We start from the raw sequence: 14,042 nt of genomic DNA, 5'->3' as shown, positions 1-14,042 counted from the left end.
GCGCGGGGCCGCCGAGGTTAACGAAAAGTTGTCCCTATTCTACCGGTGACGGGCGTCGGGGGGAACGGTAAAACGTTGTTGTCTGATTTCACGCCGGAAAGCATGCCGGATGCGTGTTGCTGCGCGAGGGAAAGTGATAGACTCGGCGGATTATTGTCAGCATATATCCTTCAGGTATGGAGGGTAAGCGAGCCTTCGGTACGGAGTAGAGTCATAACATGGCAAAAGATAAGAAACGTGGGTTTTTCTCCTGGCTGGGCTTTGGCCAGAAGGAAAAGGAAGAAGAGCAACAGCAACCTGAGCCGTCGGTAGAGCAGGCGGAACCTCAGGCCGCGGAGACGCCGGCTGAACCGGCCGCCGCCAAGCTGGATGACAAGCTCCCCGCCCAGGAATCTGAACCTGCCGCCTCCGTCGACACCCCGGGAGAGTGGGATAACGGTCAGGCCGGTGAACAAATCGCGGAAAACCTACCGGCGGCGGCTGAACATCCGGCGGCGCCGCAAGCGTTGGCTGAAGAGATCGTCAGCGTCACCGAGCAAGTGGCGGAGCAGCAGCAACCGGTGGTTGAACCCGAGCCGGTGGTTGAACCTGAGCCGGTCGTCGAGCCTGAGCCGGTGGTTGAACCTGAGCCGGTCGTCGAGCCTGAGCCGGTGGTTGAACCTGAGCCGGTCGTCGAGCCTGAGCCGGTGGTTGAACCTGAGCCGGTCGTCGAGCCTGAGCCGGTGGTTGAACCCGAGCCGGTCGTCGAGCCTGAGCCGGTCGTCGAGCCAGAGCCGGTGGTTGAACCTGAGCCGGTCGTCGAGCCAGAGCCGGTGGTTGAACCTGAGCCGGTCGTCGAGCCAGAGCCGGTGGTCGAGCCAGAGCCAGTGGTTGAACCCGAGCCAGTCGTCGAACCTGAGCCGGTCATCGAGCCCGAGCCGGAAGAAGAGCCGCTGGAGCCTGTCGTGCCGGCCGTTGCGCAAGAGCAGGAGCGCCCGACCAAAGAGGGCTTCTTCGCGCGCCTGAAGCGCAGCCTGCTGAAGACCAAGCAAAACCTCGGTTCCGGCTTTATGGGGCTGTTCCGCGGTAAAAAGATCGACGACGACCTGTTCGACGAGCTGGAAGAACAGCTGCTGATCGCCGACGTCGGCGTGGACACCACGCGCAAGATCATCACCTCCCTGACCCAGCACGCCAGCCGCAAGCAGCTGAAAGACGCCGAAGCGCTGTACGGCAAGCTGAAGGAGGAAATGTCCGAAATTCTGGCCAAGGTCGATCGGCCGCTGGATGTCAGCGGGAAAACTCCGTATGTCATCCTGATGGTCGGCGTGAACGGTGTGGGTAAAACCACCACCATCGGCAAGCTGGCGCGTCAGTTCCAGGCGGAGGGCAAGTCGGTGATGCTGGCGGCGGGGGACACCTTCCGCGCCGCGGCGGTGGAACAGCTGCAGGTGTGGGGCGAACGCAACCGCATTCCGGTGGTGGCGCAGCATACCGGCGCGGATTCCGCTTCGGTGATCTTCGATGCGGTGCAGGCCGCCAAGGCGCGCGGCATCGATGTGTTGATCGCCGATACCGCCGGCCGTCTGCAGAACAAATCGCACCTGATGGAAGAGCTGAAGAAGATCGTCCGCGTCATGAAAAAACTGGACGACCAGGCCCCCCATGAGGTTATGCTGACGCTCGATGCCAGCACCGGCCAGAATGCCGTCAGTCAGGCGAAATTATTTAATGAGGCCGTGGGCTTAACCGGCATCACGCTGACTAAACTGGACGGTACCGCCAAGGGCGGGGTGATCTTCGCCATCGCCGATCAGTTCGGTATCCCGATCCGCTATATCGGCGTCGGGGAAGGCATCGAAGATTTGCGGCCGTTTAAGGCTGACGATTTTATTGAGGCACTTTTTGCCCGAGAGGATTAATACGGATGATTCGCTTTGAACAGGTCAGTAAAGCTTATCTGGGCGGACGGCAAGCGCTGCAGGGGGTCGATTTCCATCTGCGCCCGGCGGAGATGGCGTTTCTGACCGGCCATTCCGGCGCGGGGAAAAGTACCCTGCTGAAACTGATTTGCGGTATCGAACGGCCCAGCGCCGGCCACATCTGGTTTGGCGGCCACGACATCAGCCGCTTGAAAAACCGCGAGGTGCCGTTCCTGCGTCGGCAGATCGGCATGATCTTCCAGGATCACCACTTGCTGCTGGATCGCACGGTGTATGACAACGTGGCGATGCCGCTGATCATCGCCGGCGCCAGCACCGAAGATATCCGCCGCCGCGTTTCCGCCGCGCTGGACAAGGTCGGTTTGCTGGATAAAGCGAAGAACTTCCCGATTCAGCTGTCCGGCGGTGAGCAGCAGCGCGTGGGCATCGCCCGCGCGGTGGTGAACAAGCCGGCGGTGCTGCTGGCGGATGAACCGACCGGTAACCTGGACGATGCGCTGTCGGAAGGCATTCTGCGCCTGTTTGAAGAATTCAATCGCGTCGGCGTGACCGTTCTGATGGCGACGCACGACACCGGGCTTATCGCCCGCCGCAATTACCGCATCCTGACGCTGAGCCAGGGCCGCATGCAAGGAGGCGCTCACCATGGCCAATAACGCAAAAACCGCCAAGAGCAAGGCGCTGCGCGGCGGCTGGCGCGAACAGTGGCGTTACGCCTGGATGAATGCCATCAAAGACATGCTGCGTCAGCCGTTGGCGACGCTGCTGACGGTGATGGTGATCGCCATTTCCCTGACGCTGCCGAGCGTGTGCTATATCGTGTGGAAAAACGTCAGCACCGCGGCCAGCCAGTGGTATCCGACGCCGCAGCTGACCGTCTATCTGGATAAATCGCTCGATGACGACGCGGCGCTGAAAGTGCTCGACGCCATCAAGGCGGAAGCCGGCGTGGAGAAGGTGAACTACCTGTCGCGTGAAGAAGCGCGCGGCGAGTTCCGCAACTGGTCGGGCTTTGGCGGCGCGCTGGACATGCTGGAAGAGAACCCGTTGCCGGCGGTGGCGATCGTCACGCCGAAGCTGAGTTTCCAGAGTTCGGACACCCTCAACACCCTGCGCGATCGCGTGGCGGCGGTGCAGGGCGTCGAAGAAGTGCGTATGGATGACAGCTGGTTTGCCCGTCTGGCGGCGCTGACCGGGTTGGCGGGCCAGATTGCGGCGATCATCGGCGTGCTGATGATTGTGGCGGTGTTCCTGGTGATCGGCAACAGCGTGCGTCTGAGCATCTTCAGCCGCCGCGACACCATCAACGTGATGAAACTGATCGGCGCCACCGACGGTTTTATCCTGCGGCCGTTCCTCAACGGCGGGGCGATGCTGGGTTTTGCCGGCGCGCTGCTGTCGCTGGTGCTGTCCGGGGCGCTGGTGTGGCAGCTGGAGTCGGTGGTCGCCGGCGTGGCCAAAGTGTTCGGCACCACCTTCACCTTACACGGGCTGGGCTGGGATGAGGCGCTGCTGCTGCTGATCATCTCTGCGATGATCGGCTGGATCGCCGCCTGGTTGGCGACGGTGCAACATTTACGCCGATTTACACCACAGTAAGATTTTTTTGGTATACTCTTCTCCTGCTGCTTTTGATCGCGTTGCGGGAGAAGAGTGACCTCAAGCGAAGTCAGCACCATCCCTCTCTTCTTAGCGCACAAATTCCCTATCGGCCTGCACCCTCGTCACGTATTGTCAGCGACAATGCTTGCAAAAAAGGGTGAACTTCTAGGGCGGAGTACGGTCAAAAATTGCAGCAAATGTTAAGGTGTCCGGCGTGTGGAACCGCTTTTGCTTCAGCAACTGCCGTAGAATCAATCATTTCCCCGCTGTAATAATCACCTGCATGATTTTGTATTCTCATAGAGAGGGTTTGAATGACCAAAGAAATGCAAACTTTAGCCTTAGTACCCCAAGGTAGCTTGGAAGCCTATATCCGGGCAGCCAACGCCTATCCGATGCTGACGGCAGAGGAAGAGCGGGAGCTGGCTGAACGGCTGCATTATCAGGGCGATCTGGATGCCGCTAAGCAGCTCATCCTGTCTCACCTGCGCTTTGTCGCTCATATTGCCCGCAACTATTCAGGCTATGGTCTGCCGCAGGCGGATCTGATTCAGGAAGGCAACATCGGCCTGATGAAAGCCGTTCGCCGCTTCAACCCTGAAGTCGGCGTGCGTCTGGTTTCCTTTGCGGTGCATTGGATTAAGGCGGAAATCCACGAGTACGTATTGCGCAACTGGCGCATCGTGAAAGTGGCGACCACCAAAGCGCAGCGCAAGCTGTTCTTTAACCTGCGCAAAACCAAACAGCGTTTGGGCTGGTTCAACCAGGACGAAGTGGAACTGGTGGCCCGCGAGCTGGGCGTAACCAGCAAAGACGTGCGCGAGATGGAATCGCGCATGGCGGCGCAGGATATGACGTTCGATCCGACTCCGGACGACGAGGCTCGCGATGGCCAGTCGATGGCGCCGGTGCTGTACCTGCAGGACAAGAGCTCGGACTTCGCCGAAGGCATCGAGGAAGATAACTGGGAAAGCAACGCCGCAGACAAACTGGCCTATGCGCTGGAAGGTCTGGACGAGCGCAGCCAGCATATCATTCGCGCCCGTTGGCTGGACGACGACAACAAGTCGACGCTGCAGGAGCTGGCCGATCAGTACGGCGTTTCCGCCGAACGCGTGCGCCAGCTGGAAAAGAACGCCATGAAGAAACTCAAAATGGCGATCGAAGCCTGAGTCGATGCGAGATTCGATAAAAAAAGCCCGGCAAGCCGGGCTTTTTAGTGCCTGAAATTCGGCGTTATGGCGCCACGGCGGCGAAGTCCGGCGCCGGGCAGTCGTAGCCGAATTTCGCCGCCCACGGATAACGGGTGCCGGTGTTGATATAGCGCTGATAAAGCGCGCGGCCGGTTTTGGCGTCGCGCTTGATAACCCAGCTGGCGGCGTTACACAGCACGGCGGCATAGGCCTGGCTCTTCGGCGGCAGCAGATCGGCCGCCTGTTGCGCCAGCCCCACCGCCTGCCAGCGATAGTGCAGGAAACGGTTGTCTTCCTCCGGTAGCGCCGCCTTGGCGCGCGCCGCTTCTGCGCTGTCGATCCAGCTTTTATGCTTCAGCTCGCGAGTATCGAACGAATCCCCCAGATAGGAATAGCCGGCGCCATAGATGGCGTAATCCGGCGTCATCTCATACCCGGTAAACTCCAGCCCCTGGGCGCGCAGCAGGTTGGCGGCGCGATAGTAAGCCTGCGCGCGCGTCAGCGGCGCGGCGGATTTGTCCTTGGCGGCCTTCAGCTCATCGGCATACTGCTGCGCCGCTTGCCGGTAGTTGGGAATATCGAAATAGGCCAGCGCTTCCGGCGCGCGTCCGACGCGCATCAGCCGCCGCGCCAGCAGTTCGCGCAGCTGCACTTCCGGCGTGATCTGCTGGCCGCCGTAGTCGTCCGGGTTTACCGGCTTGAGCGGCGTCGTCGGCGCCGGGGCGTGCTTATCGACAAAGCCTTTCAACTCATCGACGGTCAGCACCCGCTCCGCCACGTCGGCCACGTCGGCCCAGTAGAGCGCTTTGCCGCGATACAGCAGATCCATCGCCTGCAGATAGTCGCCGCGGTTCAGCGCCAGGATGGCCTGTTCGCCGGCCACCCGGCACTCGGGCACGATGGTTTCCGCGACGAAGTCGGCGTTGCGCTGTTCACCCCAGCTTTCGTCGGCGGGGAACGCGCTTGCCGCCTTGGCGTAGGCGGCGGTGGCGGCTTTCACGTCGCCGTCGCGCAGCGCCATTTTGGCGCGCAGCCACCACACCAGGCCGCTGTCGCCGGCGTTTTTCAGCAGGCTCGCCGCCATCGGGTATTGCCCCGAACGGTAAGCCAGCGCCGCCAGCCGATCGCTGCCGGCGAAGCCGCTTTTCACTGAGCCGTCCAGCAGCGTCAGGATCTGGCTGATGATTTGCGCGGAGCGGCCGTTGCCGTCGGTATCCGCCATTTGCAGGTTGCCGCTGCGGGCGAACAGCTCAATGGTCACCAGCTGCTGGATCAACGGATCGCCGATAACCTGTTTCAGCGTGTCCAAATGGTCGGGATTGACCAGGAGGCTGGAGACGTACTGCAGCGACTGCCCGCCGCTCGGATCGCCCTGCGCCGCCTGTTGCGCGTACAGGTGGGCGGCGGGGGCGACGTCACCCAGCCACAGGTGAATGCGCGCCTGTTGCCCAAGACTGCTCAGCGCCAGCTGATCGGGATCGGCGACGCCGTTTTTCACCCGATCGATCACCTGCTGGAATGCCGCCAGCGCCTGTTCAAGCGCGGCTTTTGGCGGATGCTCGGCGGCGGGGGCGGTTTCACCAGATTCATTCACCGGCGTCCCGTGGTCCGCCATCAGTACCCGCCCCAGCGAATACTGCGCCCGCAGTCCCCAGTCGCCCTGCTCGGCGGCCGGTAGCTTCAGCACCTGCTGGAAATAGTCTGTGGCGCGCGGATCGTGGCTGGCGAAAGCCACGGCGCCCAGTTGATAGAGACGCGCGGCGTTGGACAACCCCTGCGTATTGACGGCGTCAGCCTCTTCCACCGTTTTGGCGGCGCGCATTTTGCCGATCGCGATCGTTTCCGGCGATTGCGGCATCGGTTTCGGCGGCATCGGCGGCGGCGGGGCTTGCCAGTGCGGCAGCTGTTTATCCATCGGCACCAGCCGGCCGGCTTCGAAGGCGAAATTGCCCTCCGGCATATACAGCAGGGTGCCGTTGCGGTCGATCAGCAGCCGGTTAGGAAAATCCGGGCCGCAGGCATAGCCGTTCAGCGGCAGCGCCAGCGCGGCGCCGATCAGCATGGCCAGCGGAAGAAGGCGGCGGGTGTTCCGTGCCGCGCGCGTATCAAGGTGTGACAAGGGTGCCTCCTGGCGTCAGTTGTTGGCAGCGCAGCCAGCCCAGCGGCCGGGATTGTCCGGCGCGCAGCTGATCGCCGCTGATTCGAATAAAGCGTTGCCGTTGCGGTGCGGACTCCAGCCGGTAGTTGCCGACCGCGTCCGCCGCCAGGCAGTCGTCGGCGCGGATGATGACTTCTTGCGGCAGCGGGGCGTCCACCGGCCCGTTGTTATGAATTATCAGATCATACAGCCCGTTTTGCTGTGGCTGAGGCCTAAATTTTACCTGCCAGTCGACATTCAGCGGCCGCCGTTCGATCACCGCTCGCAGCGTGGCGAGCGACCAGGCGCGCCGATCGTCCGCCAGCGGCAAGCGGAACCAGATAATGCCGCGCAGCCGGGGCGGCGTTTGCTGCGCCAGCGTTTGCAGAAAATCGGCGATCTGCTGCGGCGCGACCGTCAGCTCACGGCCGTTGCCCGCCACGCGCAGCGAGGATTCGCTCTCCACCTGCGCGCCCTGCGCATCAAACCCCAGCAGCGCCATGCCATAAGCCGGCAGCGCGACGCGAAACGGCTTCGGTGTGACGGCGGCGTACTGCCGCACCCAGCGTAGCGCCAAGGGGCCGTCAAACAGCCCCTGCTGCGGCGAGAGCACCGCATGCACCTGCAGGACGGAGCTGTCGGCCTGTTGCAGTACGCCGGGCAGGTCGGGCGAGCCGATCCAGGCCGGCAGGGCGGTGATGCCGAGCTGCACAGCGGCGGGCAGCCGTTGGCGTAACCGCTGCAGAAAGCGTTGGTAGTCCGGCAGGCGGGCGGTGGCGGCGTCATGATCGATCTCGACGCCGGTGACGGGCAGCCCGGCCGCCTGCCAGCGCTGGGTGAGCGCCAGCAGGCGCTGGATAATGGCCGCCTGGTCCAGCTGCGGCAGCTGGCCGTCGAGGCGCGCCACCAGCCAGAGCGGGCGGCCGTCCTGCTTCAGCAGGCTGAGATCGGCCGGGATTTCCCGCCAGCCTTCACGCGGATGCACCTGCAGCGTTAGCACTCGCACCCCGCTGAACAGATCGCGGCTGTGCGCCAGCGCATCGGCGTGCTGCGGCGTCCACACCCGCTGCCAGACATAAACCTGCTGATCCCAGCCTGAGGCCAGGCGCAGCGCCTGCTGATGCCCGGCGAACCAGGCCGCCAACCCCAGCGCAATCAAAACCAGCGCCGCCAACCGGCGTTTCATTTTTGCCAGAGATCGCCCTGCGGTGCAAAGCCGCAGGCGCGCATGAAGTTATCGACTTCCCCGCGTTCGCGCGGCGCCAGACCGGCGGTCGACAGCTGCCAGTGGGCGACCTGCGGCAGCTGACGCTGCGCATCCTGCACCAGGTAAAGACCGACGCCGCGGCGGCGCGTCACTTCGCGCACCAGCAGATCCTGCAGTTCGGCGCGGTCGTCCTGCAGCGCAATTTTCACCGCGCCCAGCAGACGCTCGTTGAAGCGGGCGGCGAACAGCGCCCTACCGTCGCTCAGCCAGCGCTGCCACTGTTCCGGCTGCTGGTGCGGCCAAATTTTACCGAGGTCGATAAGGTCTTGCGGGGATAGCGCGGTCAGGCGCTCGATGGTCAGTTTCATGCAGAATTTCCGCGCAGCTAAATGATGCCGACAGTGTAATAGATCTTGTGCAGAGCGTTGTGTAAGTTTTTCTGTACGATTACTGTGCAATATGTTTTTTGCACGGGGCATTTTCCGAGTAAATAGTTAGTAAAGGGATTGTTAACCAGCACAACGCGCTACGCCTCAAGGTAAACGGCGCAGATTTAATTCGAATTTTATCCTGTTTACACCGCTTGTTTCTGCCTGATGAAGTTGATTTGCAGCAGAAAATTCCTGTTTAATGGCATGAAAAATAAAGTCTTATTAGAAAATAATGCCGACAAAGCGCCTAAATCATTATTACTTATAACAAAAGCGGTCAATAACGATCGAGCGCAGGCAAACACAACAGGTACGTTCACAACGACAGATGGGGATTTGCGGATGAAATTAACAACAGGTAAGGCACTGCTGGCGGGTTGCATTGCGATGGCCATGAGCCAGGCGGCCATGGCGAAAGACATCAAGGTGGCGATCGTCGGGGCGATGTCCGGCCCAGTCGCGCAGTATGGCGACATGGAGTTTACCGGCGCGCGCCAGGCGATTGCCGACATCAACGCCAAGGGCGGCATCAAGGGCGACAAGTTGGTCGGCGTGGAATATGACGACGCCTGCGATCCGAAACAGGCGGTTGCGGTCGCCAACAAGGTGATCAACGACGGCATTCGCTACGTGATTGGCCACCTGTGTTCCTCTTCCACCCAGCCGGCGTCCGATATCTATGAAGACGAAGGCGTGATCATGATTACCCCGGCGGCCACCAACGCCGATCTGACCACCCGCGGCTACAAGATGATCCTGCGCACCACCGGCCTGGATTCGGATCAGGGCCCGACCGCCGCCAAATACATCCTCAGCGACATCAAACCGAAGCGCATCGCCGTGGTGCACGATAAGCAGCAATACGGCGAAGGCCTGGCGCGCTCGGTGCGCGACAGCCTGAAAAAACAGGGCACCGAAGTGGCGATGTTCGAAGGCATCACCGCCGGCGACAAAGACTTCTCCACCCTGGTGGCGCGCCTGAAGAAAGAGAATATCGACTTCGTGTACTTCGGCGGTTACTACCCGGAAATGGGCCAGATCCTGCGTCAGGCCAAACAGGCCGGGTTGACGACCCGCTTTATGGGGCCGGAAGGCGTGGGCAACTCCTCACTGTCCAACATCGCCGGCGCCGCTTCGGAAGGCATGTTGGTGACGCTGCCGAAACGCTACGATCAGGTGCCTGCCAACCAGCCGATCGTCGATGCGTTGAAAGCCAAGAAGCTGGATCCGACCGGCCCGTTCGTCTGGACCACCTATGCCGCGCTGCAGTCGCTGACCACCGGGATGGAGCGCAGCGGCAGCCAGGAGCCGGCGGACATCGTCAAGGATCTGAAAACCGGCAAGCCGGTGGACACCGTGATGGGGCCGCTGAGCTGGGATGACAAGGGCGACCTGAAAGGCTTCGAGTTCGGCGTGTTCGAGTGGCATGCCAACGGCACGTCCACACCGATCAAATAAGCCATAATGATTAGGGTGGGGCGCAGTTTGCTGTGCCCGGCGGGTCGGCTTGCCGGCCCCGTCTCCCTTTACCCGCAGGTTCTCCGTCGGCGGGTTTCGCAGCCAAGGGTTCAGAGTATGTCAGAGCAGCTCCTCTATTTTCTGCAGCAGATGTTCAACGGCTTAACGTTGGGCAGCACCTATGCATTGATCGCCATCGGTTACACCATGGTTTACGGCATCATCGGCATGATCAACTTCGCCCACGGCGAGGTGTACATGATCGGCAGCTATGTCTCCTTTATCGTTATCGCCGCCCTGATGATGCTCGGCATCGACGTCGGCTGGCTGCTGATCGGCGCCGCGTTCCTGGTCTCGATCGTCATCGCCAGCGCCTACGGCTGGAGCATCGAACGGGTGGCCTACAAGCCGGTGCGCAACTCCAAGCGCCTGATTGCGCTGATCTCGGCTATCGGCATGTCGATATTCCTGCAAAACTACGTCAGCCTGACGCAGGGCTCGCGCGATCTGGCGCTGCCCAGCCTGGTGACCGGCCAGTGGGTGCTGGGGGAAAGCAACGGCTTCGCCGCCACCATCAGCACCATGCAGCTGACCATCTGGCTCGTGACCTTCCTGGCGATGCTGGCGCTGACGCTGTTTATCCGCTATTCGCGCATGGGCCGCGCCTGCCGCGCCTGTGCGGAAGATCTGAAGATGGCCAGCCTGCTGGGCATCAACACCGACCGGGTGATCTCGCTGACCTTCGTCATCGGTGCGGTGATGGCGGCGGTGGCCGGGGTGTTGCTCGGCCAGTTCTACGGCGTCATCAACCCTTACATCGGCTTTATGGCCGGTATGAAAGCCTTTACCGCCGCGGTTCTGGGCGGCATCGGCAGCATTCCCGGCGCGATGATCGGCGGCCTGGTGCTGGGCGTGGCGGAAGCGCTGACCTCCGCCTATCTGAGCACCGAATACAAAGACGTGGTGTCGTTCGCGCTGCTGATCGTGGTGCTGCTGATCATGCCGACCGGCATTCTCGGGCGTCCGGAGGTTGAGAAAGTATGAAACTCAATCTGCTCAATGCGCTGATCGCCACGGCGGTGCTGTTCGTGATGGCGTCGTTCCTGATGGGCATGCAGCTCAGCCTGGACGGCACCAAACTGGTGGTGCACGGCGCGGCGGAAGTGCGCTGGATGTGGATCGGCATCGGCTGCGTCATCGTCTTTTTATTCCAGCTGTTGCGCCCGCTGCTGCAACAGGGATTGAAAAAAGTCTCCGGCCCGGCGTTCGTGCTGCCGAGCTTCGACGGCACCACGCCGCGGCAAAAGCTGCTGGCGGCTCTGCTGCTTGTGGCGGCGGTCGCCTGGCCGTTCCTGGTGTCGCGCGGCACGGTGGATATCGCCACCCTGACGCTGATCTACGTGATGCTGGGCCTCGGCCTCAACGTGGTGGTGGGCTTGTCCGGTCTGCTGGTGCTCGGCTACGGCGGTTTCTACGCCATCGGCGCCTACACCTACGCGCTGCTGAATCACTATTACGGTTTCGGCTTTTGGGAGAGCCTGCCGCTGGCGGGTATCGTCACCGCCGCCTTCGGCTTCCTGCTCGGTTTCCCGGTGCTGCGGCTGCGCGGCGACTATCTGGCGATCGTGACGCTCGGCTTCGGCGAGATCGTGCGCATCCTGCTGCTGAACAATACCGAGATCACCGGCGGGCCGAACGGCATCAGCCAGATCCCGAAACCGACCTTTTTCGGCCTGGAGTTCAACCGCAGCGTGCGCGACGGCGGTTGGGATACCTTCCATAACTTCTTCGGCCTGAAATACGATCCGAGCGATCGCATCGTGTTCCTGTACCTGGTGGCGCTGCTGCTGGTGGTGCTGACGCTGTTCGTCATCAACCGCCTGCTGCGCATGCCGCTCGGGCGCGCCTGGGAAGCGCTGCGTGAAGACGAGATCGCCTGCCGCTCGCTGGGCCTCAGCCCGACGCGCATCAAGCTGACCGCCTTTACCATCAGCGCCGCCTTCGCCGGGTTTGCCGGCACGCTGTTCGCCGCGCGCCAGGGGTTCGTCAGCCCGGAATCTTTCACCTTCGTCGAGTCTGCCTTCGTGTTGGCGATCGTCGTACTGGGGGGCATGGGCTCGCAGTTCGCGGTCATTCTGGCGGCAATCCTGCTGGTGGTGTCGCGCGAGCTGATGCGCGATCTGAATGAATACAGCATGTTGCTGCTGGGTGCGCTGATGGTGCTGATGATGATTTGGCGGCCGCAAGGGCTGTTGCCGATGAAACGGCCGCAGTTGAAGCTGCAGGCGGCGGACATTCACGCGGGCAAGGGGAAACAGGCATGAGCGTTCAACCTTTACTGCAGGTGGAAGGCCTGTCGATGCGTTTCGGCGGGCTGCTGGCGGTCAACAATGTGGCGCTGACGCTGAACGAAGGCGAAATCGTGTCGCTGATCGGCCCCAACGGCGCCGGTAAAACCACGGTATTCAACTGCCTGACCGGTTTTTACCGCCCGACCGGCGGCACCATCAAATTGCGCGATCGCCACCTGGAAGGGTTGGCGGGGCAGGCCATCGCCCGTATGGGCGTGGTGCGTACCTTCCAGCATGTGCGGCTGTTCCGTGAAATGACGGTGATTGAGAACCTGCTGGTGGCGCAGCATCAGCATCTGAAAAGCGGCGTGTTCGCCGGGCTGCTGAAAACCCCGGCCTTCCGCCGCGCCGAAGCCGAGGCGCTGGCGCGCGCGGCGGAGTGGCTGGAGCGCGTCGGCCTGCTATCGATGGCCAACCGTTCGGCGGGCAACCTGGCCTATGGGCAGCAGCGGCGGCTGGAGATCGCCCGCTGCATGGTGACCCGGCCGGAGCTGCTGATGCTGGACGAACCGGCCGCCGGCCTCAACCCGAAAGAGACCGACGAGCTGGATCATCTGATCGTCGAGCTGCGCGAGCGGCATAAGGTCTCGGTGTTGCTGATCGAGCACGACATGAAGCTGGTGATGGGCATTTCCGACCGCATTTATGTGGTGAATCAGGGCACGCCGCTGGCGCAGGGCACACCGGCGGAGATCCGCAACAACCCGGACGTGATCCGGGCTTATTTGGGCGAGGCTTAAGACTGTGTCCCATCATTGTTCGTGGCATCGTCGCAGACCCAAAAACCCGCTATCAAGGCGGAAGATGAAGAACATAGCGGGACTATGTTCGAATCTGACAACGCAGAGAGCGGGTTTTTGGGGCGCGACCCGCAGGGCTGGGGCTATTTCGCCGCGCCGCTGCGTTACTCACCGTTTATTTGGCCCACCAAACCTCACGGCTCGCGCCTTGCTGCGCAGCGAAATAATCACCAGCGATGCTCACGCACAATGACGGGGCGCAGTCTTTATGTTGTCATTCAATCAGGTATCCGCCCATTACGGCAAAATTCAGGCGCTGCATCAGGTCAGTCTCACGATAAGTCAGGGCGAAATCGTGACGTTAATCGGCGCCAACGGCGCCGGTAAAACCACGCTGCTCGGCACCCTGTGCGGCGAACCGCGCGCCAGCGAAGGCAGCATCGTCTTCCAGGGGCAGGACATCACCCAGTGGCAAACCTCGCGCATCATGCGCGAAGCGGTGGCGATCGTGCCGGAAGGGCGGCGCGTCTTCTCGCGCATGACGGTGGAAGAAAACCTGGCGATGGGCGGCTTCTTCGCCGATCGTCACCAATATCAGCAGCGCATCGAACGGGTGTTCACGCTGTTCCCGCGCCTGCTGGAGCGCCGAAGCCAGCGCGCCGGCACCATGTCCGGCGGCGAACAGCAGATGCTGGCCATCGGCCGCGCGCTGATGAGCCAGCCGAAGCTGCTGCTGCTCGACGAACCTTCGCTTGGGCTGGCGCCCATCATCATCCAGCAGATCTTCGACATCATTCAGCAGCTGCGGGAAGAGGGCATGACCATCTTCCTGGTGGAGCAAAACGCCAATCAGGCGCTGAAATTGGCGGACCGCGGTTATGTGCTGGAAAACGGCCGCGTGGTGTTGGAAGATACGGGGGCTGCATTGTTAGCCAACGAAGCAGTGAGGTCGGCGTATCTGGGCGGTTAATCCGCCCCCCTACGAATTAAAATAATCAGGT

12 protein-coding genes are annotated in these 14,042 nt (G+C 61.9%); 9 read left to right on the top strand and 3 right to left on the bottom strand.

Features of this window, described 5'->3' with window-relative positions; translation table 11 throughout:
• Positions 1-218: 218 nt before the first annotated feature.
• From ftsY to rpoH, 4 genes are all read left to right on the top strand, one after another.
• On the top strand, positions 219-1,901 hold the full coding sequence (gene ftsY / locus ACMGGK_RS23000; RefSeq protein WP_420277306.1) for a signal recognition particle-docking protein FtsY: 1,683 nt from the start codon (positions 219-221) through the stop codon (positions 1,899-1,901).
• A gap of 5 nt (positions 1,902-1,906) precedes the next feature.
• Positions 1,907-2,578 (top strand): cell division ATP-binding protein FtsE, encoded by a 672-nt coding sequence (gene ftsE / locus ACMGGK_RS22995; protein ID WP_004934337.1) that lies wholly within the window; start codon positions 1,907-1,909, stop codon positions 2,576-2,578.
• Complete coding sequence (gene ftsX / locus ACMGGK_RS22990; protein ID WP_004934340.1) at positions 2,568-3,521, top strand: permease-like cell division protein FtsX; 954 nt, start codon at positions 2,568-2,570, stop codon at positions 3,519-3,521. The genes ftsE and ftsX overlap by 11 nt, the downstream gene beginning before the upstream one ends.
• Positions 3,522-3,838: 317 nt before the next feature.
• Complete coding sequence (rpoH, locus tag ACMGGK_RS22985; RefSeq protein WP_004934345.1) at positions 3,839-4,696, top strand: RNA polymerase sigma factor RpoH; 858 nt, start codon at positions 3,839-3,841, stop codon at positions 4,694-4,696.
• 64 nt (positions 4,697-4,760) lie between these two features.
• On the opposite strand, the gene ACMGGK_RS22980 is transcribed toward rpoH, so the two are convergent.
• Genes ACMGGK_RS22980 through panM form a run of 3 tightly spaced genes read right to left on the bottom strand, consistent with a single transcriptional unit; the run spans position 4,761 to position 8,429 of the window.
• Entirely contained in the window at positions 4,761-6,779 is a 2,019-nt protein-coding gene (locus ACMGGK_RS22980; protein WP_143778395.1) for a hypothetical protein, read from the bottom strand.
• Positions 6,780-6,822: 43 nt separating this feature from the next.
• Positions 6,823-8,040, bottom strand: a complete 1,218-nt coding sequence (locus ACMGGK_RS22975) for a DUF3142 domain-containing protein (RefSeq protein WP_049300253.1) — start codon at positions 8,038-8,040, stop codon at positions 6,823-6,825.
• Complete coding sequence (gene panM, locus ACMGGK_RS22970) at positions 8,037-8,429, bottom strand: aspartate 1-decarboxylase autocleavage activator PanM (RefSeq protein WP_016929466.1); 393 nt, start codon at positions 8,427-8,429, stop codon at positions 8,037-8,039. The genes ACMGGK_RS22975 and panM overlap by 4 nt, the downstream gene beginning before the upstream one ends.
• A gap of 405 nt (positions 8,430-8,834) precedes the next feature.
• Here panM and ACMGGK_RS22965 point away from each other — a divergent pair, with 405 nt between their 5' ends.
• The 5 genes from ACMGGK_RS22965 to livF all read left to right on the top strand — a co-directional run bounded on the left by ACMGGK_RS22965 (position 8,835) and on the right by livF (position 14,011).
• Positions 8,835-9,950, top strand: a complete 1,116-nt coding sequence (locus ACMGGK_RS22965) for a branched-chain amino acid ABC transporter substrate-binding protein (protein WP_015376289.1) — start codon at positions 8,835-8,837, stop codon at positions 9,948-9,950.
• 117 nt (positions 9,951-10,067) lie between these two features.
• Complete coding sequence (gene livH, locus ACMGGK_RS22960; protein WP_015376290.1) at positions 10,068-10,994, top strand: high-affinity branched-chain amino acid ABC transporter permease LivH; 927 nt, start codon at positions 10,068-10,070, stop codon at positions 10,992-10,994.
• Complete coding sequence (locus ACMGGK_RS22955) at positions 10,991-12,274, top strand: high-affinity branched-chain amino acid ABC transporter permease LivM (protein WP_197759055.1); 1,284 nt, start codon at positions 10,991-10,993, stop codon at positions 12,272-12,274. Before livH ends, ACMGGK_RS22955 begins: the two co-directional genes overlap by 4 nt.
• Complete coding sequence (livG, locus tag ACMGGK_RS22950) at positions 12,271-13,041, top strand: high-affinity branched-chain amino acid ABC transporter ATP-binding protein LivG (protein ID WP_143778386.1); 771 nt, start codon at positions 12,271-12,273, stop codon at positions 13,039-13,041. The genes ACMGGK_RS22955 and livG overlap by 4 nt, the downstream gene beginning before the upstream one ends.
• Before the next feature lie 268 nt (positions 13,042-13,309).
• Entirely contained in the window at positions 13,310-14,011 is a 702-nt protein-coding gene (gene livF / locus ACMGGK_RS22945; RefSeq protein WP_015376292.1) for a high-affinity branched-chain amino acid ABC transporter ATP-binding protein LivF, read from the top strand.
• The last annotated feature ends 31 nt before the right edge of the window (positions 14,012-14,042 follow it).

It is taken from the genome of Serratia sp. BNK-33-b, assembly GCF_048684565.1.
Taxonomy (GTDB): Bacteria; Pseudomonadota; Gammaproteobacteria; order Enterobacterales; family Enterobacteriaceae; genus Serratia; species Serratia marcescens.
This window is presented reverse-complemented; position numbering and strand designations above follow the sequence as displayed.

Bases quoted from the DNA above. Each gene is read 5' to 3' on its own strand.
- ftsY (WP_420277306.1), top strand. From the start codon at position 219: ATGGCAAAAGATAAGAAACGTGGGTTTTTCTCCTGGCTGGGCTTTGGC.
- ftsE (WP_004934337.1), top strand. From the start codon at position 1,907: ATGATTCGCTTTGAACAGGTCAGTAAAGCTTATCTGGGCGGACGGCAA.
- ftsX (WP_004934340.1), top strand. From the start codon at position 2,568: ATGGCCAATAACGCAAAAACCGCCAAGAGCAAGGCGCTGCGCGGCGGC.
- rpoH (WP_004934345.1), top strand. From the start codon at position 3,839: ATGACCAAAGAAATGCAAACTTTAGCCTTAGTACCCCAAGGTAGCTTG.
- ACMGGK_RS22980 (WP_143778395.1), bottom strand. From the start codon at position 6,779: ATGCTGATCGGCGCCGCGCTGGCGCTGCCGCTGAACGGCTATGCCTGC.
- ACMGGK_RS22975 (WP_049300253.1), bottom strand. From the start codon at position 8,040: ATGAAACGCCGGTTGGCGGCGCTGGTTTTGATTGCGCTGGGGTTGGCG.
- panM (WP_016929466.1), bottom strand. From the start codon at position 8,429: ATGAAACTGACCATCGAGCGCCTGACCGCGCTATCCCCGCAAGACCTT.
- ACMGGK_RS22965 (WP_015376289.1), top strand. From the start codon at position 8,835: ATGAAATTAACAACAGGTAAGGCACTGCTGGCGGGTTGCATTGCGATG.
- livH (WP_015376290.1), top strand. From the start codon at position 10,068: ATGTCAGAGCAGCTCCTCTATTTTCTGCAGCAGATGTTCAACGGCTTA.
- ACMGGK_RS22955 (WP_197759055.1), top strand. From the start codon at position 10,991: ATGAAACTCAATCTGCTCAATGCGCTGATCGCCACGGCGGTGCTGTTC.
- livG (WP_143778386.1), top strand. From the start codon at position 12,271: ATGAGCGTTCAACCTTTACTGCAGGTGGAAGGCCTGTCGATGCGTTTC.
- livF (WP_015376292.1), top strand. From the start codon at position 13,310: ATGTTGTCATTCAATCAGGTATCCGCCCATTACGGCAAAATTCAGGCG.